Annotated in this window: 13 protein-coding genes; 10 read left to right on the top strand and 3 right to left on the bottom strand. The window is 49.6% G+C overall.

The annotated features are described in order from the left end of the window. The first annotated feature begins 165 nt into the window (after positions 1 to 165). From J0A67_RS21020 to J0A67_RS21010, 3 genes are all read left to right on the top strand, one after another. A complete protein-coding gene (locus J0A67_RS21020; RefSeq protein ID WP_206571360.1) occupies positions 166 to 3,381 on the top strand; it encodes a SusC/RagA family TonB-linked outer membrane protein in 3,216 nt (1,071 codons plus the stop codon). Positions 3,382 to 3,415: 34 nt separating this feature from the next. Continuing rightward, positions 3,416 to 4,966 carry a SusD/RagB family nutrient-binding outer membrane lipoprotein gene (locus J0A67_RS21015; protein WP_206571359.1) on the top strand — a complete coding sequence of 517 codons (1,551 nt, stop codon included), beginning with the start codon at positions 3,416 to 3,418 and terminating at the stop codon, positions 4,964 to 4,966. Positions 4,967 to 5,046: 80 nt separating this feature from the next. Then, entirely contained in the window at positions 5,047 to 6,135 is a 1,089-nt protein-coding gene (locus tag J0A67_RS21010; protein WP_206571358.1) for an alkaline phosphatase family protein, read from the top strand. A gap of 247 nt (positions 6,136 to 6,382) precedes the next feature. On the opposite strand, the gene J0A67_RS21005 is transcribed toward J0A67_RS21010, so the two are convergent. Then, complete coding sequence (locus J0A67_RS21005; protein ID WP_206571357.1) at positions 6,383 to 6,955, bottom strand: phosphonate degradation HD-domain oxygenase; 573 nt, start codon at positions 6,953 to 6,955, stop codon at positions 6,383 to 6,385. A gap of 307 nt (positions 6,956 to 7,262) precedes the next feature. Here J0A67_RS21005 and J0A67_RS21000 point away from each other — a divergent pair, with 307 nt between their 5' ends. The 7 genes from J0A67_RS21000 to J0A67_RS20970 all read left to right on the top strand — a co-directional run bounded on the left by J0A67_RS21000 (position 7,263) and on the right by J0A67_RS20970 (position 14,461). Continuing rightward, on the top strand, positions 7,263 to 7,976 hold the full coding sequence (locus J0A67_RS21000) for an HAD hydrolase-like protein (protein WP_206571356.1): 714 nt from the start codon (positions 7,263 to 7,265) through the stop codon (positions 7,974 to 7,976). Positions 7,977 to 7,978: 2 nt separating this feature from the next. Continuing rightward, positions 7,979 to 9,301, top strand: a complete 1,323-nt coding sequence (locus tag J0A67_RS20995; protein ID WP_206571355.1) for a DUF5690 family protein — start codon at positions 7,979 to 7,981, stop codon at positions 9,299 to 9,301. Beyond that, the gene (locus tag J0A67_RS20990; protein WP_206571354.1) at positions 9,298 to 10,428 is read left to right on the top strand and encodes a TIGR03364 family FAD-dependent oxidoreductase; all 1,131 of its coding nucleotides are present in this window, start codon (positions 9,298 to 9,300) and stop codon (positions 10,426 to 10,428) included. The genes J0A67_RS20995 and J0A67_RS20990 overlap by 4 nt, the downstream gene beginning before the upstream one ends. Positions 10,429 to 10,561: 133 nt before the next feature. Next, on the top strand, positions 10,562 to 11,134 hold the full coding sequence (locus J0A67_RS20985) for a helix-turn-helix domain-containing protein (protein WP_206571353.1): 573 nt from the start codon (positions 10,562 to 10,564) through the stop codon (positions 11,132 to 11,134). A gap of 100 nt (positions 11,135 to 11,234) precedes the next feature. Beyond that, on the top strand, positions 11,235 to 11,816 hold the full coding sequence (locus J0A67_RS20980) for an RNA polymerase sigma-70 factor (RefSeq protein WP_206571352.1): 582 nt from the start codon (positions 11,235 to 11,237) through the stop codon (positions 11,814 to 11,816). Beyond that, positions 11,813 to 12,790 carry a FecR family protein gene (locus J0A67_RS20975; protein ID WP_206571351.1) on the top strand — a complete coding sequence of 326 codons (978 nt, stop codon included), beginning with the start codon at positions 11,813 to 11,815 and terminating at the stop codon, positions 12,788 to 12,790. Before J0A67_RS20980 ends, J0A67_RS20975 begins: the two co-directional genes overlap by 4 nt. A gap of 18 nt (positions 12,791 to 12,808) precedes the next feature. Further along, positions 12,809 to 14,461 carry a peptidase associated/transthyretin-like domain-containing protein gene (locus J0A67_RS20970; RefSeq protein ID WP_206571350.1) on the top strand — a complete coding sequence of 551 codons (1,653 nt, stop codon included), beginning with the start codon at positions 12,809 to 12,811 and terminating at the stop codon, positions 14,459 to 14,461. A gap of 112 nt (positions 14,462 to 14,573) precedes the next feature. Here the strand turns inward: J0A67_RS20970 and J0A67_RS20965 are convergent, their stop codons facing one another. Together J0A67_RS20965 and J0A67_RS20960 are read right to left on the bottom strand one after the other, a co-directional pair. After that, complete coding sequence (locus tag J0A67_RS20965; protein WP_241265281.1) at positions 14,574 to 17,213, bottom strand: ABC transporter permease; 2,640 nt, start codon at positions 17,211 to 17,213, stop codon at positions 14,574 to 14,576. Positions 17,214 to 17,220: 7 nt separating this feature from the next. Then, positions 17,221 to 19,827, bottom strand: coding sequence for an ABC transporter permease (locus J0A67_RS20960; RefSeq protein WP_206571349.1), 2,607 nt, complete (start codon positions 19,825 to 19,827; stop codon positions 17,221 to 17,223). Between the last annotated feature and the right edge of the window lie 39 nt (positions 19,828 to 19,866).

Raw genomic sequence — 19,866 nt, 5'->3', positions numbered from 1 at the left:
CATCCAAAGCAGCCAAAAGGCATTTTTGTTAGCGTTTTGACCAATTAACCTAGAGATAATTCACTTTTTGTTAAACCCTGATTAAAGAACAGAAAACCACCAAGGTTTAGCTTTGTTAAAATTTTGAAAATAAATAATACTATCTATTCCAAACCTCTACAACGAATGATTGCTCAAAAAAGCATTTGGACCTGGATGACGACGGGCTGCCTGTTGTTCGTCCTGAATTTTTCCATGGCCCAGCAAAGCAGGATCAGCGGAAAAGTAAGCGATGTCTCCAACGAGCCTTTGCCCGGCGCCACCGTCTTGGTAAAAGGTACCACTCGAGGAACGGTAACGGACGCTGATGGCTCCTATTCTATTGAGGCTGCACCATCGGAAACGCTTGTTTTTTCCTTTGTCGGATTTGAGACTAAGGAATTTCCCGTGGGAAACAGCTCCACGATCGACGTGACGCTCTCCGAAGGACTCGCACTAAACGAGATCGTCGTCACTGCCCTGGGTGTAGAGCGGGAAACCAAAGCCCTAGGTTACTCCGTGCAGGCAGTTGACGGTGAACGATTCACCGAGGCCAGGGAAACCAACGTGATCAATTCCCTCAGCGGTCGCGTAGCGGGTGTACAGGTCACCAATAGCTCCAGCGGACTGGGCGGTTCCACCCGGGTAACCATCCGCGGCGAATCTTCTCTAAACATCAATGCCAACCAACCGCTTTTCGTAGTGGACGGAGTCCCTATTTCCAACAATGTGGTAGGCTCCTCTGGCTCCGGAAACCAGGAGGTAGACTACGGTAATGCGGCAGGCGAGATCAACCCAGACGATATCGAGTCCATGACGGTGTTGAAAGGACCCGCAGCTGCTGCGCTCTACGGTTCCCGAGCGGCAAACGGCGCAATCCTTATCACCACCAAATCAGGAAAAGGCAAAAAAGGATTGGGAGTGCAGATCAACTCCAACACTACATTTGACAATCCTCTGGTGATGCCCCAGTGGCAAAACAAATACGGACAGGGTAACAACGGGCAATTTGCTTTTGTCGATGGATCAGGCTCAGGTACCGCCGACGGAGTGGACGAAAGCTGGGGCCCCATGCTGGACGCGGGCTTCGTGACTCCACAGTTTGACTCTCCAAGAGATGTTCCGGGCTTCAGAGGCGGCGACCTCAACGCTCCGGAAGGCAGCACTATCACGCCAACGCCATGGGTGTCATCTCCAAACAACATCAGCGATTTCTTCGAAACTGGCGTTACCCTGGCAAACAACGTGTCTATAGAAGGAGCCAACGAAAAGTCAAACATCCGACTTTCCTACACCAACCTAAACCAAAAGGGCATCGTGCCAAATACGGGCTTAGACAGGAACACCCTAGCCATCAACGGTGGAATCAAGGTGACCGATAAACTCAAGGTGGACGCCATCGTCAACTATCAGCGTACCAACTCCGACAACCGCCCCAACATCTCCTACGGAACCGAAAATCTCATGTACCTCTGGATTTGGTACGGTCGACAGATCAACACCAGCAGCCTCAGAGATTATTGGATGCCAGGTATGGAAGGCGTGCAGCAGTTTAACTACAACTATAACTACCACGACAACCCGTATTTCAACGTGTATGAAAACACCAACGGACAGAGCAAAGACAGGATCTATGGCAACGTGTCAATATCCTACCAGTTTACACCCAAACTGAGTCTGATGCTACGAACTGGCCTTGACACGTACAATGAACTTCGTGACCGCAAAAGGGCCTTTAGCACACAGAGATTTCCAAAGGGAAACTATCGTGAAGACGACGTGTATTTCAACGAGCAAAACTCGGATTTTCTCCTTACCTATTCTGAGACCACCAAGCCGGTTTGGTCATACAGCATTGCCTTGGGAGGAAATATGATGCGCCAAGACAACCGCTACCTGCAAACAGTGGCACCTCAGCTGCTGATCCCCGGGATCTACAACTTTACCAACACGGCAGTCAACCTGCAGGTAAGCCAGTACAATTCCGAAAAGCGTATCAACTCCTTATACGGCTTTGGGCAAATAGGCTACAAAAACATCCTCTTCTTGGATGTAACAGGCCGAAACGATTGGTCTTCCACTCTGCCAACATCCAACAACAGCTACTTCTATCCATCGGCGACACTAAGCGCTGTGCTATCCGATATGTTTAAGCTGCCAAATGCAGTCTCCTTCTTCAAGGTAAGAGCGGCATATGCAGAGGTGGGCAACGACACCAACCCCTACTCATTGACCAATGTCTTCAACTCCGGCACCGCTTGGGGCTCCACGCAGGTAAAAACCGAATCCAGCACCCTGTCCAACGCCGACCTAAAGCCGGAGAGAACGGGCTCATTCGAGACTGGATTTGACCTAAGGTTGATGAACGGCCGCTTGGGTTTGGACTTCACCTACTTTGACAACCGCACCAGAAACCAAATCATCCCGATCACACTGGACATCGCCACCGGCTACTCTTCAAGGATAATCAATGCCGGGGAAATCCAAAACAAAGGGATAGAGGTAGTGCTGAACGGTCGCCCTGTCCAAAGCGCCTCCGGATTCAACTGGGATGTAGTGGCCAACTTCACCCGAACCCGAGGCTATGTACTGGAACTGACCGAAGGACTGGACACCTATACGCTTGTGGGCAGAAACGGAGCCAACATCCAAGCGCGGGTGGGTGAAAGAATGGGAAACATCTACGGTGCCGGCTTTGCCAGAGTCGATGACCCCAGCTCGGAGTATTACGGACAGATCATCCACACCTCCACCGGCACGCCGATCACCGACCCCACGTTGAAGCATCAAGGCAACTACAATCCGGACTGGATGCTGGGCCTGCAAAACAACTTTACCTACAAAGGCATCTCTTTGGGCTTCCTGCTGGACTTTCGATATGGAGGCATTGTGGTATCCCGAACCAAAACCATCGGTTCCACTTCCGGCCAATTGGAAGAGACGCTCTATGGCCGTGAAAACGGTTACGATTTGACAATCGAGGGTAATGGCATCATCTCCGAAGGTGTGGTACAAAATACCGACGGCACCTACTCGCCAAACACCCTGAAGATCTCTTCCAGAAACTGGCACAACCGCTACTATGAACGAAACAACGTCGAAGCTGCCCTATATGACGCAACATTCCTAAAGCTGAGAGAGGTGACCATAGGATATAGCATTCCTCGCAAAGTCTTGGGCAAGACTCCAATCCAGGATCTGAAGATATCCTTGGTCGGAAGAAACCTTGCGCTGTGGACCGAAAACCCACACTTCGACCCGGAGACCTTGTCAATGGGCGGCGGCACCTTGATCCCAGGAGTGGAAGACATGGCTTTCCCTTCCACCAGAAGTATAGGATTCAACATCAATGTAAAATTCTAAGCGGCTGAATCTCCAAACCAAAAAGAAAGAAATCATGCAATTCAACAGAAAATATATTTCCGCACTTTCTCTGGCTTTGGCCTTTGGCCTCAGTTCCTGTGACAAGGACTTTGAGGAAGTCAACATGAACCCCAACAGCCCAGAGACGGTATCCTCTTCCCTACTCCTTCCGAATGTGATCCGCTCCACGACCAACGAAATCGCAGGCAATGCCTGGGGCACGGGCAACGTCGTGATGCAGCAAACGGCAAAAATCCAGTTCACCAACGAAGACCGGTACAATTGGGGGCCTTCCGGCAGTCCTTACAGCACCTTCTACAATTCCCTCCGCGATCTGAACAACGTGATCCAGATCTCAGGAAATGCCAATGAGCAAAACTATGTGGCCGTGGCTAAGATCATCCGCGCCAACCTCTTCTCCTACATGAGTGATGCCTACGGAGAGATCCCCTATCTGGAGGCCATCCAGGCCAAAGACGGCATCAACTATCCCAAGTTTGACAGCCAAGAGGAAATCTACAACGGCATCCTAAAGGAGCTCGAAGAAGCCAACTCCCTGATAGGCACCACCTCAGAGCAGGTAGCTGGAGACATCCTGTTCAACGGGGATTTGACCCGCTGGAAAAAGTACGCCAACTCCCTGCGTCTGAGAATCTTGATGAGGATCTCCGACCGCGAGGATCCTTCGGCAGCTATGCAGGCTATCCTAAGCAATCCAAGCCAGACCCCCATTTTCAGCAGTTCCGCCGATGAGGCCGCATTGCAATACCTTCTTGATGTGCCCAACCAGCACCCTCTGTATACAACCCGTTCGGGTTCCTTTGACGAATATCGCCTGAGCGAAAAAATGGAGGGCGTGCTCAAAGACTTGAACGACCCACGCCTCTTCGCCTACGCCCAGCCTACCACTGCCTCTGGCAAAGGGGTTATCGGCAGCGTGGACGACTACCAAGGCGTCCCCAACGGACTTGCCGATGAGGAAGCATTGGCTTACTCTCCGTCCGGCGATCCCTCCAAGGGAGGCTCCAACTACATCTCTCGGGTGGGCCTGCTTTGGTCTTGTTCTGCCTGTACCAGCCTCGCCAGCCCCACCGGCTACCAGGCGGTGCTAATGAGCTATGCGGAGTTGCAGTTTATCCTGGCTGAGGCAAGGGAAAGAGGTTATATCACGGTGGGCACCGCCGCTGATTATTACAAAAACGGGATCGAAGCTTCCTTTTCTTACTACAAGGCTCGATATACCGCAATCAACCTTCCCCAAATTGCCGAAAAACTGACGATTGATGACAGCTATTTTGCCCAGGCCAAGGTCGCCTATACCGGAACGTCCGAAGAAAAACTGGCCAAAATCGGTACACAGAAGTGGCTGGCCTTGTTTTTCAACGGCATGGAAGCATGGTATGACTGGAGACGCACCGACTATCCGAAGATCACTCCCGGACCGGCGGCCTACATCAATAGCGTCCCGGTACGCTTCATGTACCCAAGTAGCGTGCAGTCGCTCAACGGTGACAGCTATAAAGCAGCCATCGCAAGGCAAGGCGCGGACGATATCACCACAAAGGTTTGGTGGGATGTGAAATAAGCCACTAATTTTATCAAAAACCACCTCAGTTGCTACCGGTCGCTTTGGCCGGTAGCAGCCATTTATAACCCTCTCCTATCATGAAAAAAAACCTGCTTTTTGCCTTTGCAGCTTTCTTCTTGCTTTTTGAAACCCACGCCCAAAAAACCACCAAAACCGAAAATGTCATCCTTGTCACTTTTGACGGACTGAGATGGCAAGAACTCTTCAGGGGGGCAGATTCCCTCTTGGTGGACGATACCGGCATGATCGAGTCCTCCGGTTCTCTTTTGAAGGATTTCTGGCACGCAGATCCCATCAAAAGGAGGGAGATGCTGTTTCCTTTTTTCTGGGGCACCATTGCCAAACAAGGACAGCTCTACGGAAACCGCGCCTATGGCAATCTCGTGGACAACGCCAACAAGATGTGGTTTTCCTATCCAGGCTACAATGAGTTTCTCACAGGAAAGGCTGACGATGAGCGGATCGACAGCAACGACAAGTTCAACAACCCCAACGTGACCATTCTGGAGTATCTCAACCTACAGCCCGGCTACCATGGAAAGGTGATGGCATTTGGCAGTTGGGACGTATTCCCCTATATCATCAACGAGGAAAGAAGTGGCGTGCCCGTTAATGCCGGGTTTGATCTGGCAGAAGGCGGCGAGTTGACTGAGGCGGAAAAAACCATCAACCGCCTACAAACTGCAATCCGCGGTCCTTGGAGCGGGGTCAGACTGGACGCCTTCACGCACGGCTATGCCATGGAGGCCCTCAAAAAGGACAAGCCCAAAGTTCTCTATATCTCCTATGGAGAGACCGACGATTGGGCTCACGAGGGAAAATACGACCATTACCTCTGGGCTGCTCGCCAGACCGACCAATACATCCGCGAGATCTGGGAAACCATCCAGTCCGACCCGCAGTACAAGGACAAGACCACGCTGATCGTCGGAGTAGACCACGGTCGCGGCATCACCAAGACCAGCTGGAAGAATCACGGGCAGTCCGTCCCCGAGGGCGGGCATATCTGGCTGATGGCCATTGGACCAGATACCCCGGCAAGTGGAGAAATGAAAACCAAAGGACAATGGCATAGCTCCATGGTCGCTAGGACCGTTTATGAGCTCCTAGGGTTGGAATACCCTGATGCTTCCGCAGCTCCTGCCATTAAAGAGATGATCAAATAGCTTCCTATTGCTGAAAACAAGCCTTCTACACGAGCTTAAAGTCTAGTATAGAACTGAGCTGAATTACATTTTTCAAAACCAAAAGAGGCTGTTTCAAAAGGCCTGACTGTGTCAGCCTGAGCACTGGAGCTACGAGAGCAGCGTATATCGAAGGCCATTTCCAGTGAATACAACCGCATTTCGACTTCGCTCAATGTGACAAACATCAGTTGTGAGACAGCCTCTTTTCATTGGAGCGACAAGTGCTTCACGCCAATACCCGCTCAGCTATCTCCCGATACTTTCTGAGATCCGGCAGTGGAACAAATTCGACCTTGGCTTCCTCGTCCCAAGTTCGCATTTTGAGCGAGGCCTCAAACAGCGGGTCGGCTTCAAATTCCGTCGCCTCTTCGGGATTCATCGGGCCGCCTTGGAAGCGTAGCGTCTGCCGACTGGCCTCGCTGAGCTTCTGGTAATACTCCGGATGCCGAAAAGTGAGATAGCGCTTGGCTTGCACGTGGTTCTCCACCAGCTTGGCTACTTTTTCTGGAAAACCCAGTTCGCGTAGGTATTGGCCCCCAAGCTGCTCGTGCCGCATTGCACCAAAGCCCCCCATGGAATCCGCATCCTGCAGGTGGGAAAACAAATGCCCTATATCATGAAAAAAGGCAGCGAGGATGACTTCTTCATCGAAACCCTCCTTTTCAGCCAACTGTGCACTCTGGCACATGTGCTCAATCTGGGACACCGGCTCTCCGATATAGTCCTCCGCCCCGTACTTTTCATAAAGTCCAAAAATGAAATCCAGCTTCTCTTTCTTGTTATACTTCGTACGATCCATTTTATACATGTTTACAAATACTAAATTGCAAAATCCAAGCCAGCGAATCAAAGCAATCAGATTAAGTAATTGTAAACCGAAAAAATACGTAAGAATCGTCGCTATGGCATTATTTAAGCTTTAATTGGATAAAGCATTCCTAGAGGGAAGCATTTTTTTAACAAAAGGATAACCCTTTCTTCTCCATCGTACCAAAGTCAAAAGTTTAATTTTGCTAAACATCAATTGAGTTGGTTTTGCACACAAGGGAGGGCTGATGACTTTCACAGCCTTCCCTGTGCAGAGCAATCAATAAAAAACCTTGTTCATGCCCAAAATCAGACTTGCCGTCTTTGACATGGCCGGCACCACCATCCATGACGAAAACAATGTGGCCAAAGCGTTCCAAAACGCCCTCAACAGCCATGGTTATCCTGGGGTTACCCTTCAGGAAGCAAACGAAAAAATGGGGTATTCCAAGCCCCAGGCAATCCGGGACCTTCTCTATATCCACGAGCCGGACAAGTCCAAAATCACAGCTGCCACCATCTCGGCTATACACGACGCATTTGTGGCGGGAATGCTGGAGTACTATACCACCGATCCCACAATCAGAGCCATAGCCGATGCCGAGGCTGTTTTCGCTGGACTTCACGAGATGGGTATCAAGGTAGCCTTGGATACGGGATTCAGCCGGGACATCACGGACATCATCCTGAAGCGGGTGGGCTGGGATGACTATAGACTGGTGGACGCCACGGCTGCCAGCGACGAGGTATCACAGGGCAGGCCTTTCCCCTTTATGATCGAGAAAATCATGGCGGAGCTGGGAATAGACGACCCAAAAGCCGTCATCAAGATAGGCGACACCGAAGTCGACATCCACGAAGGCCACAATGCCGGCTGCTTGATGAGCATTGGCATCACCTCCGGGGTTTTCTCTGCAAATGAACTGATCCCCCACAATCCTAGCCATCTGGCACACTCTCTGACGGAAGTGCTGGATTTGGTGCGTACCTACGAGTCCCAAACCGAAGCCTAGGCATGCGACGAGTTGCCCGTCTGAGTTCCCTTTTGGCACGAATTCGGCCCTTTCACATGAGTCTTTTCGCCGCGGTGATGGGATTTTTGGTGTATAGCAGCATGTACGCTTTTCGCAAGCCCTTTGCCGCCGCCACCTTTGAAGGAGACACCATTCTGGGAATGGACCTGAAGGTCTGGCTGATTCTGGCCCAAACACTGGGCTACATGGCAAGCAAGTTTTACGGGATCAAGATGATCTCTGAGCTAAAAGCCACAGGCAGGGCCAGGCTAATAGTCGGCCTGATATCCCTTTCTTGGCTGGCACTGTTGGGATTTGCCCTGCTGCCGACTCCCCTTGGCATCCTGTGTTTTTTGATCAATGGATTCCCTCTCGGCCTAATCTGGGGCATCGTCTTTCACTACATGGAAGGCAGAAAGTTCACCGAGATGATGGGGAGCATGCTCGCCTCCAGCTTCATTTTCTCCTCGGGCTTTGTCAAAGCCGTCGGCACCTTCATGATGCAGGATCTTGGCGTCAGCGAGTTTTGGATGCCATTTTGCACCGGAGCGATCTTCTTTCCCCTGTTGTTTTTGGGCGTTTTTCTCCTCAACCACATTCCCGAACCGAGTGCGGAAGACCGCTTGCTGCGTAGTCCAAGACCCGTGATGAACACAATTGAAAGACGGCGCTTTTTCAGGGAGTTTTGGCCGGGCATTGTTCTTTTGATCCTCGTGTATACCATGCTAACTGGTCTGCGAGATCTGCGTGACAATTTTGCCGTGGAAATCTGGCAGGGCTTGAAGGTGAGCGTAGCGCCAGAGCTTCTGACCCAGACGGAAATTCCCGTCGCGTTGGCACTCCTTGCGCTGATGGGCTGTCTGGTATTGGTAAAAAGCAACGAGGCCGCCTTCTTTCTAAACCACTGGATTATTCTCGCTGGAATCGCGCTTGCTATCCTCGCCACCTTGGGTTTGAATGGCGGCTTTATCCAACCATTTCTGTGGATGGTGCTGGTCGGTACAGGCGTGTATATGGCCTATATCCCCTTCAACATCCTCCTCTTTGATCGGTTGATTGCCCTTTTCAAGTCAGCCGGAAACGTGGGGTTTCTGATGTATTTGTCGGACAGCTTCGGCTATCTTGGCTCCAGCTTGGTCTTGGTCACCAAAGAATTCGGCGGATTTGAAAGCCTATCCTGGTTCAGTTTCTATACATCTGTGCTTACCCTTTTTCTGAGCTGCTGTCTCGTACTCATGACCGGATCTTTTATTTACTTTCAGAAAAAACTCAGGATGCGCAAAAAAAACATCGCAGCCCCAGTAACCCTTGTCAATACTCTATGAAAAACCCAAGCGCAATCGTCATCGGCTCCGGCATAGTCGGCCTGGCCATCACCAAGGCACTTCACGCCAAAGGCTGGTCGGTCACGGTGATCGAAAGGCACCCTCAAGCCCAAGGAGCATCGGTTCGCAATTTTGGCATGATCTGGCCAGTTGGCCAGCCTAATGGAGGAAGCTATGAGCGTGCGATGCGCTCGCGTGAGATCTGGCTGGGCTTATCCGATAAGGCGGGTTTTGCTGCGGAAAAAACCGGTTCTCTCCATCTGGCCTATTCGGATCTGGAGATCCAGGTCGTCGAAGAATATGTGGCAGCCAGCGCTGATGCGAAATCAGCCCGGATCCTGGATCCCCAGCAGGTCTCCCGCATCAGCCCGGCTGCAAGGATGGAGGGTCTGAAAGGCGCACTTTGGTCTGAAGACGAAGTGATCGTAGACCCACGGGAGGCGATCTTCAAGACAGCCTCCTACCTCGCTGGACTACATGGGATCGAGTTTGTTTGGAATCGGGCAATAACCCGCATCGAGGGTCATACGGTATTTTCAGGCTTACAATCCTGGTCGGCCGACCGCATTTTTGTCTGTTCGGGAGCCGATTTTGAAACCCTTTATCCCGAGATTTTCGAAGGTACCCCCATCACCAAGTGCAAACTACAAATGATGCGCCTGGTGCAGCAGCCCAACAATTGGCGCATGGGACCGCCACTTTGCGCTGGACTCAGTTTCATCCACTACAAAGGCTTTCAGGTGGCACCGTCCCTGGAGCTGCTCCGTAGGGAATACCAAGACCTGTTTCCCGAGTTGATCCAATGGGGCATTCACGTGATGGTTTGCCAAAACGGACAAGGGGAACTTACCGTAGGTGACAGCCACGAGTACGGACCCAACCCTTCGCCCTTCGACCTCGTGTCGGTCAACGATATGATTTTGGGCTTTCTCGGGCGCTTCGCCCAGTTTAAGGACTGGCAGATTGCGTCGACCTGGCATGGGATCTATCCCAAAATGAGCAACGGTGCCACCGAATTCGTGAAGCAAGTCGACGACATTACCACCATCGTCAATGGCCTGGGAGGCAATGGAATGACTCTCTCCTTGGGTTTGGGAGAGGAAATCGTCGAGGCGATGCCAAGCTGACCCGTCCGCTCCAGCACATTTCTCATAGACTATCCGGCGGGCTTGAACGCTGCCAGAGGCATTTACCCGATCAGCCAAGGATACTCCGGGCAATTTCCTTAGTTTGCCCCAAATTTATCCCCACCCTCAGTAAATGGAGCTAGAAGTCATCGTACAGATCAGCAATAAGATCAAAAGTGTCAGGAAGGAAAAAAATCTCACCCTACAGGAGGTAGCAGACCGCGCGGGAGTGACCAAGGGATTGATCTCCCAAATCGAAAACGGTCGGACCATCCCTTCTCTCCTAGTATTGATCCAGATCGTAAAGGCGCTGGAGACTGATTTGGACGACTTTTTCAACGATCTCAACTTCTATGGAAAGGAAGGCAAGATTCTCGTGCAGCGCAGCGATCAGTACGTGAAGTTTGAGAAGGAACCTGCCTCCGGCTATCAATATTCGAGGATATTCACCAAAAAATTCAATGCCTGTACCATCGACATCGTGCTACTGGAAATCCAACCCGGATCAGAACGGGAGTACGTGCAGACAGAAGCATTTGAGTACAAATACCTGATCGAGGGTACGGTGACGTATATATTTCGGGATCAGACGATCGAGCTTCGACAGGGAGACTCCCTTCTTTTTGACGGACGCATCGAGCACAATCCAGTGAACAGAGGCTCCTATCCCGCCAAAATGCTGGTTATCTACTTTTTTGAAGAATAGCGCAGAAAATATTTATTCCGACATAGGGGTATCAAGCCTTTCAGTTGTCATTTCCAAAAAAGAACCAAAGTCTTAACTTGCGCGAAAGCATCCGTTTTTCATGCAGGCCACAGATCAGTCGGTTTTTTTTGCCATTCGTTCCGGAGACATCGCTTCGTTTGAGATGCTGTTCAACACCTACTATTCCACGCTATGCCGTTTTGCAGTATCGTACCTCAGGGATCCAGAGGATGCCGAGGAGGTGGTCCAGGCTTCGTTTATCGGCTTTTGGGAAAAGAGGGAAAGCATCTCCATCGACACCTCCCTAAAGGCATACCTCTTTCGGAGCGTTAGAAATGCCTGCCTGAACGAGCTCAAACGGCAAAAAGTAAGGCAACTCCACGCCAGCCAAGTCGCTATGGATGGCGAACCCCAGTCCGAAGCTTCCGACCGGATAGCGATGAAGCAGGAGTTGGAGGAAAAAATCCAGGAAGCCATGAGCTGTCTGCCTGAACAGTGTAGGCTGATCTTCCAGATGAGCCGATTCGAGGAGCTCAAATACAAGGAGATTGCCGAGCAGCTGGGTCTTTCGGTTAAAACCGTCGAAAATCAGATGGGTAAGGCACTGAAGATCATGCGGGAGCAGTTAAAAGATTATCTACCCTTAATTATTATCCTGATGAGGGGATTATTGGAACTATGAGCGAGCAGGAAAGGGAACATATAGAAGATTTGGTAGTGAAGTATATCCTTGGCGAGGCTACCGCCCAAGAGGAGCAACTCGTGGATGAATGGAGAGAAAAAAGCTCTGAAAACCAGCGCTTTTTGGAGCACTCCCAGCTCATTTACGAAAAAGCACAACTGCCCTCCGGCCACAGTTTTGACCCGCAAAAAGCGTGGACCAAGGTGGCGCCTCAGCTCAAGAAGGGAAGGGCTACCCAACGAACACTCTTCTCGCCTTTGTGGAAAGTCGCGGCGGGACTGGCTCTCTTGGCGGTCGTCTCCTACCTGTTCTATTGGAATCTCGCGCCCGGAGACGAGTATGTCTACCTGAGTAAAAATGAAGTAGTGACCCAAACTCTGCCTGATCAGACTGAGATCTCGATGAACAAAGATTCAGAGATCAAGGTAGACTACAATGCCCGCAAAAAAACAGGGACCATACAGCTCAAAGGGGAAGCGACGATCAGCATCGGAAAGGGAAAAGAAGTCCAGTGGACCGTGGAAGCGGAAAACCTACTAATTCGTGACATCGGGACGGTATTTCATGTGAAAGCCTACCCAGATGGACAGCAAGTAGAAGTCTCCGTGCTGGAAGGTGCCGTACAGTTTTACAGCGATAGCGATGAGGGAATCCTACTTCAGGCTGGCGAAAAGGGAGTTTATGACAAAGCCTCCGGCAACTATAACAAAACCTTGGCCGACACCAACGTGGTGGCCTTCAAAACCCGTTCTTTCCAGTTTACCGAAGAAAATCTCCAAACGGTAGTCGATCGAATCAGCGAAGTGTATGGGCAGAAAATCATCCTTTTGGGTGGTATCGAGACCTGCAAGATTACAGTAGAGTTCAACAATGAAGAATTGGACACGATCATCTCAATTTTGTCGGAAACCATGGGACTGGACGTCAGTGAAAACGGCGACGAAATCACCTTGAGCGGCGAGGGCTGTTACTAAATCCGCAGCATCAGAATTATGACTAGATTCCTACTTTTTACGCTGGCATTTTTCCTTTTTTTGAAGCAAGGCCAAAGCCAGACTACACCTATTTTGGAGCGAAAGGTGTCTTTCTCCGCACAGGACGAACGTCTGGATTTGTTTTTGAAGCGGCTTTCCCAAGATGCGGGATGCCTCTTTTCCTACAGCCCCTCCGCGCTGGATGTAACAAGAAGTGTGTCCGGCACTTTTTCCGACAGGCCACTTCGTGAGATTTTGGAAGTAGTCTTTGAGGGCAATGTGCAACTAAAATCAAAAGGCGTTTATGTGATCCTGACACCGAAGCCGGAGTCTTCCAAGGAAATCTCGATCAGCGGCTATGTGGTGGATGAAAGCGGAAAAGGTATCCGGGATGCGACGGTCTACGACCCTATCACCTTGAAGTCCTCCACCACGGATGAGTTTGGCTACTTTCAGTTTGAAGTCAAAAATCCGGCAAGTGAAAACTTCGAACTCGTCGTCAACAAGAAAGACTATGCTGACACACTGGTACTAGACAACTCTACCAATTCATTTCAGAAAATTCTGCTGAAATCCGAAGACCTCGGCAAGAGCATCGCAGAACCGATGAAGAATTTCTGGCTGTGGACCAAAAACTCGGTGGGTGTGACCAACCTCGAAAACGTGACCGACACCATCCACCGCGGCTTCCAGTTTTCGGTAGTTCCCTTTGTAGGCACCAATCGGAAGATATCCGGGAGCGTCATCAACGACTACTCCTTGAACATGTTGGGTGGCTTTTCGGGAGGAACTGAAAAAGCCGAGCTGGGCGGCTTGTTCAACATCAACAAAGGCGATGCTGGAGTTGTACAGATAGCTGGTCTATTCAACCAAGTCGGAGGTGAGGTGCGGGGACTGCAATTGGCAGGCTTGGTCAATTCCGCGATGGACTCCGTAAAAGCCGCTCAGATAGCTGGACTCAGCAATTTTACTACCGGGGATGTCAAAGGATTTCAGCTGGCCGGCCTTCTTAACCTCGCTACAAAAAATGTATCGGGAACACAGATTGCCGGCATTGCCAACTACACCCATCGGGACCTCAAAGGGGCGCAAATCAGTGGGATTTTGAACATAGCCCGAAATGTGACCGGTTCCCAAGTCGGTCTCATCAATTATTCAGACAGCACGACGGGAGCTCCTGTCGGCCTGATCAGCTTTGTCAGAAAAGGATACCACAAAGTTGAAATCGGGGCTGATGAGATGATGGCTTTGAACATCTCCCTACGCACGGGTACCAGGGCCTTCTACAACATGATTTTTGCAGGAATGAGACCTGAACAGGCCGACTCCACTACTTGGGCTTTTGGGTATGGGATTGGCTTTTCTCCCAGACTTGGAAAGAAAACTTATCTGAATATCGAGTTCAGTTCCCAACAGATGAACAAAGGCAATGTCGCCGCAGTGAACCTGATCAACCGAGCGTATCTGGGTTTTGATTGGCAAATGGCCAGAGGCTTCGGACTCTATGCCGGACCGAGCTTGAACTGGAGAGTCTATGACAGTTCCTACACTGACCATCCGGATACCTTCACTTACGCCGAACCCAAGATTCTCTCTGAAAAAACCTACCCGGTAGAGGATCTCGCCAGCCAGCTCTGGTTTGGCGTACGCGCTGGGGTAAGGTTTTTTTGAAAATTGGAAGGAGACAAGTTTGAAGGCAGCAAAGTTTCCAAGAGCCAAAGGATCAATCCTAAGCTCGTCAATCGCCCTTCCTAAATCCAATTTTACCAGCCCTAAGAAATTCCTACTCTGACTTCAAACTTTTCACCGGATCTATCAGTGCGGCTTTGATCGCCTGAAAACTCACCGTCAATAAAGTGACACAGAGCGCAATGCCGCCAGCAAGTACAATAATCCACCAACTGATCTCTGTGCGATATTCATACTTTTGAAGTCCCTCTTCGAGAACAAGATATGCCAGTGGCATGGCGATAAGGCTAGCCAGCAAAACCAGCAGGACAAATTCTTGAGACAGGAGTCTCCACATGTTCAATACAGAAGCACCGAGCACCTTTCGGATGCCGATTTCCTTGGTCCTTCGCTCAGCCATAAAAGATGCCAAGCCAAAAAGCCCCAAACAACTGATAACAACTGCAAGCACTGCAAAAACACCGGCCAGCTTGCCGATACGATCTTCTGTGGAAAACTTGGAATTGTACTCTTGATCGACAAATCGATAATCAAAAGGGATATCGGGTATAAGCTGCGTAAATACCTTTTCGATTTTGGGCAATGCTTCAGCAGTGCTGATGCCGGGCGTGATACGCATCAGAAGCACCCTTTCATACCCATAGGTAATATATACGGCAGGCTTCACCGGCTCGAAAGGTGAATTCATCAGCATATCCTTGATCACTCCCAATACCACAAAATCCTGATCCACATTCCAAGAGCGGTTGGTCCAGCGGATTGATTTTCCTACCGGATCCTTGAGGTTCATGTATTTCACCGCCGCCTCGTTCAAGACAATCCCGGAAGAATCGCTGGCCATTTCAGCCATGAAATCCCGGCCATCGACAAACTCCCAACCCACGGTTTTCCCAAATTCCGGAGACACATTCAGCGTAGCAAAGTATGCCTCAAAGTTTGGGTCTTTTCCCTCCCAATTGAATCCACCATTATGGGACCAAGTGGCAGTGACATCCCCTCCTGACTCGGCTACTTCTGTGACCATGCCTGTTCGCTTCAGCTCCTCCCGAAGCGCAAGGGCTTTTGTGTTGAATTCCTCTGATTTTTTGCGTACTGCTATCAAGCCTTCGCGTGAATATCCCACCGGCCTGTCTTTGACATACATGAGCTGATGGTAGATGGCTGCGGTACAACTAATCAATCCCACAGATACGACAAACTGAAGCACAACGAGCGTTTTGCGGGGAAGGGTAGCGTATCGACCAGCGCGGAAAGTCCCTTTCAAAACGCTTATCGGTTTAAATGAGGAAAGGTATAAGGCGGGGTAACTGCCCGCCAAGAGACCTGTAAGGAATGTAAAAGAAAGGCAACTGAGCCAAAACCACTTGTTTTCCAATGGAAGGACAATTTCTTTTCCAGCCATCTGGTTGAACGAGGGCAAGACTCCATACACAGCGATCAAGGCGAGCAAAAAGGAAAGAATTACTACCAGGAAAGATTCACTGAAAAATTGCCCGATAAGATGAGAACGGAAAGAACCCATTGTCTTTCGGATACCGACTTCTTTGGCTCGCCGCTCTGACCTGGCCGTACTCAAATTCATAAAATTGATGCAGGCTAGCAAAAGTACAAATACACCGATCGCTGCAATGAACCGAACCAATTGGATGGGACCCTTTTGGAGTTCACCATCCCTGAAGTCGGAATAAAGGTGCCAATCTGCCATCGGAAGCAATAAAACATCAGAACCCTCCGACCCATCCTGCTTCCTAAAGTCCAAATTTTGGGTAGCTTTTTTCTCAGCGGATTTGATAGCGTCACCTGCTTCTTGCATCGTGACATTTGGAGCGATCTCCACATAGGCCATGAGAAAATTATTTTCCCAACCCTGCCTGGTAATGTAGGAGGCGTACTTCAGATAAAAATTCCAGGGCTCAAAAAACATCATGCCGTAGAATGCTGTGTTCTTTGGGAAATCCTCAAACACGCCCGTCACTTTGACATCGGTGTGGTTGTTTACCTTCATCGCCCTGCCCACAGGATCACTTTCCCCAAAAAATGCTTGGGAAGTGGATTCTGATATCATGATTCCCTGTATCTCGTCCAGACCATTCCAACTGCCATATTTCATTTTCCATGAAAACATCTCAGGAGCACCCTCGCCGATATACATGCCTTTTCTAGTGAGCATTTTATCCTCTGTGGAAAGCACCGCATCAAATCCCTCGGGACCGGAGATGGGAACGATGTGCTTAAAATTCTGACCATACGTATTCTTCAGCTCCTCGATGAGTGGGAAAGGAAGATACTTTTGGCCCATATAATACTTGCCCTCATAGTTTCCAGCTTTGGTTACCTGAGCGATCCGGTCATAGTTTTTGAAATACCTGTTGAAGGAAAGTTCATCAACCACCCAAAGTCCGATCAGCATGGCAACTGTCATTCCGGTTGCCAAGCCAATGATGTTCAGGAAAGAGTTGCCTTTTTCCCTAAGCAGATTCCTCCACCCGATTTTGAAATAACTCTTGTACATGCCCATTGGAGAAAACTGGTTAGAATTTGAAAATGACCTGATAAACCCCGGCCTGAAATATTTGAGCACGCTCCATGAAAATTTCCATTTTGCCTTGCTCGGAGAATCCTCCACCTCACTGACAAAAACCTCCATCAAATCCCCTTCGATCTCCTCGAGGTAGTCCTCCCGGCAAAACCAGCGGAGAAATTGGAGTGGACGTTTAGGTGGAGTGGTTTTCATGGAAACTTTATTCAGACCTGAGGCTTTCTACCGGATTAGCCAATGCTGCCTTCAACGCTCTAAAGCCAATAGTGAGGAGGACTATAAACATCGCAAGGACGGTTGCAATCAAAAAAGGCTGAATCCCAACCTGGGTGCGGTACACAAAACTTCCCATCCAGTTATTGGCCAGATACCAAGTCAACGGCCACATAACTAGGCTGGCAACCAGAAGCAAAGTAAGGAACTCTCTGATCAGGATATAGGTCACCTGTCTCGCCGAAGCACCCAGTACTTTTCGGATGCCGATCTCTTTTTGCTTTTGCTCCGCAGAGAAGGAGATTAGTCCAAAAGTGCCCAGACAAGCTATCACGATTGCAAGCACCGTGAAGATGGAAAAGATGTAGGCGAATTTTTCCTCAGCTTCATATTGCTGGGCGATGTCTTCATTCATAAATGAATAACTGAAATCCCTATTGGTGACAAATGCCGAATAGACCTCGCCAATGTGCGCTATGCTAGATTGCACGTCCTGACCGTCGATCCTGACATATGCGTAGTTGAGAAAGTCTGGCGAAAAGATGAAAATAGTAGGAGGGATCTCTCGGTGGAGGGATTCAAAATGAAAATCTTTTACCACCCCGACCACCGTGTACTGCTGCCCGTTTCCCAGTTCAATCCATTTCCCGATCGGATCTTTCCATTCGAGTTGGGCGACTGCAGATTCATTCAGGATAACCGAGGCACTGGAGTCTGCGGGAAATTCCCCGCTGAAATTCCTGCCGTCCATGAATTCAGCTTCAATGGTCGACAGGAAATCCATGTCCACCCGGATGATTTTCATGCTCTTTCCCGCTTCCGCATCCACGACTTCATCCTGTGCTTTGTAGGGAGTACTGTTGAAGATCCATCCAGGCAACTTCATGTTGGAGGTTCCTGCGCCTTTGATAGATGCTTTTTTGAAAAGCTCATTCTTGAATACATCCAACTGACTTCGTTCCATAGTCTGGAGCGGAATGGTCACCATCATTTCCTGATTGATCCCCAATTCTTTGGTTTTTAGGTATTGCCACTGTTTAAAGACAATCATCGAAGCGGCGATCAGGCCCATTGAGATGATAAATTGCAGGACCACCAATCCCTTTCTGAATACAAACCCGGACTTGCCTGTTTTTCCCGCACCTTTCATGCTGTTGAGAGGTCTGAAGGCAGACAGGACCAGAGAAGGATATGAACCTGAAACCATTGCAATGATGACAAACGCCAAAAATATGACCAGAAGGATCTCGGGTTGGAAAAGCAGATCTGCGGAAAACGCTTTACCCGCAAACTGGTTGAACAGCTCCAAAACCGACACCGAAATCCCACCCGCAAGCAAAATCGCTAGGAAGGTCATCATGAAGGACTCGGTCAAAAACTGATTGATCAAATCGAAGCGCTTTGCTCCCAAGACTTTCCGCATGCCAACCTCTTTTGCCCGGCGCAGCGAGCGGGCAGTAGTCAGGTTCATGTAGTTGACACAGGCAATGGCAAGGATGAAAATCGCAATCACTGAGAAGGTGTAGACGTTTTTGAGGCTGCCATTCGGCTCGAGTTCCAAGCCAGTGTCCGACTCAAGGTGAATGGAAGTGAGTGGCTGCAGAAACAGCTTGAAATTGCTACTGTTGAAAGGATCGAGGTTGTCATTGATAAAGTCAGGAAATCGGGCATCAATTGCAGCAGGATCCGTTCCGGGTTCTACTTTGATGTAAACGTACTGTGAGTCCCATCCCACATTGGTAAATAGGCTTTCTGGAGACACCTGACGTTGGGTTTCTCCGGAAATCAAAAAATCGAAATGAAAATGCGAGTTAGCCGGCATGTCTTTCATGACCGCGCTTACCTCAAGTTGAAAAGCCCCGTCTCCTGCATCAAATACTTTCCCGATTGCCGGATTATTTCCGAAGTACCTGGCGGCTGCAGACTCTGAGATCACCACTTTGTTTGGGCCTTTCAAAGCTTGGGTTGGATTGCCTTCGAGCAGTGGGAAATTGAAAACCTCCAGAAAGTTTTCCTCCACATAGGCAATCTTCCGCTCAATAATTTGCTTTTCTTCATACACAAAGACCTCTGAGTCATCTCTTATTCTTATCAATTGCTGGATTTCGCCAAAATTGGCCTTGATCAGATCGGCGGTTCTCCAAGAGTTTGAGCCATAGGGTTCCCACTTTCCCTGTCTCATGTAAGCAGAGGCGACGCGATAGATCTGATCGCTGTCCTTATGAAATTTGTCATAGCTGAGCTCATCTTTGATAAAGAGGAAGATCAGGAGGCAGCAGGCAAATCCCAGTGCTAGCCCAAAGACATTGATCAGGCTGTACATCCTTTCCCGGTTAAAAACGCGAAAGGAAACTTTTAGATAGTTGCGATACATACCATAATTATTTCTTGGTTCAAATACTCCCATTTTCTTAATAAATCCCGGCCTGAAATACTTAATGACATTCCAGGAAAATTTCCATCTGGCCTTTCTCGGAGAGCCTTCCACCTCTCTACCAAATACCTCAATCAGATCCCCCTCGATCTCCTCAAGGTAGTCCTCTCGGCAAAACCAGCGGAGAAATTGAAGGGGACGTTTTGGAGGGGAGGTTTTCATGCTGGTGTTTCAATCAGTCTTTCAGATGACTCAATTGGG

It is taken from the genome of Algoriphagus aestuariicola (assembly GCF_017254835.1).
GTDB classification, from domain to species: domain Bacteria; phylum Bacteroidota; class Bacteroidia; order Cytophagales; family Cyclobacteriaceae; genus Algoriphagus; species Algoriphagus aestuariicola.
This window is presented reverse-complemented; position numbering and strand designations above follow the sequence as displayed.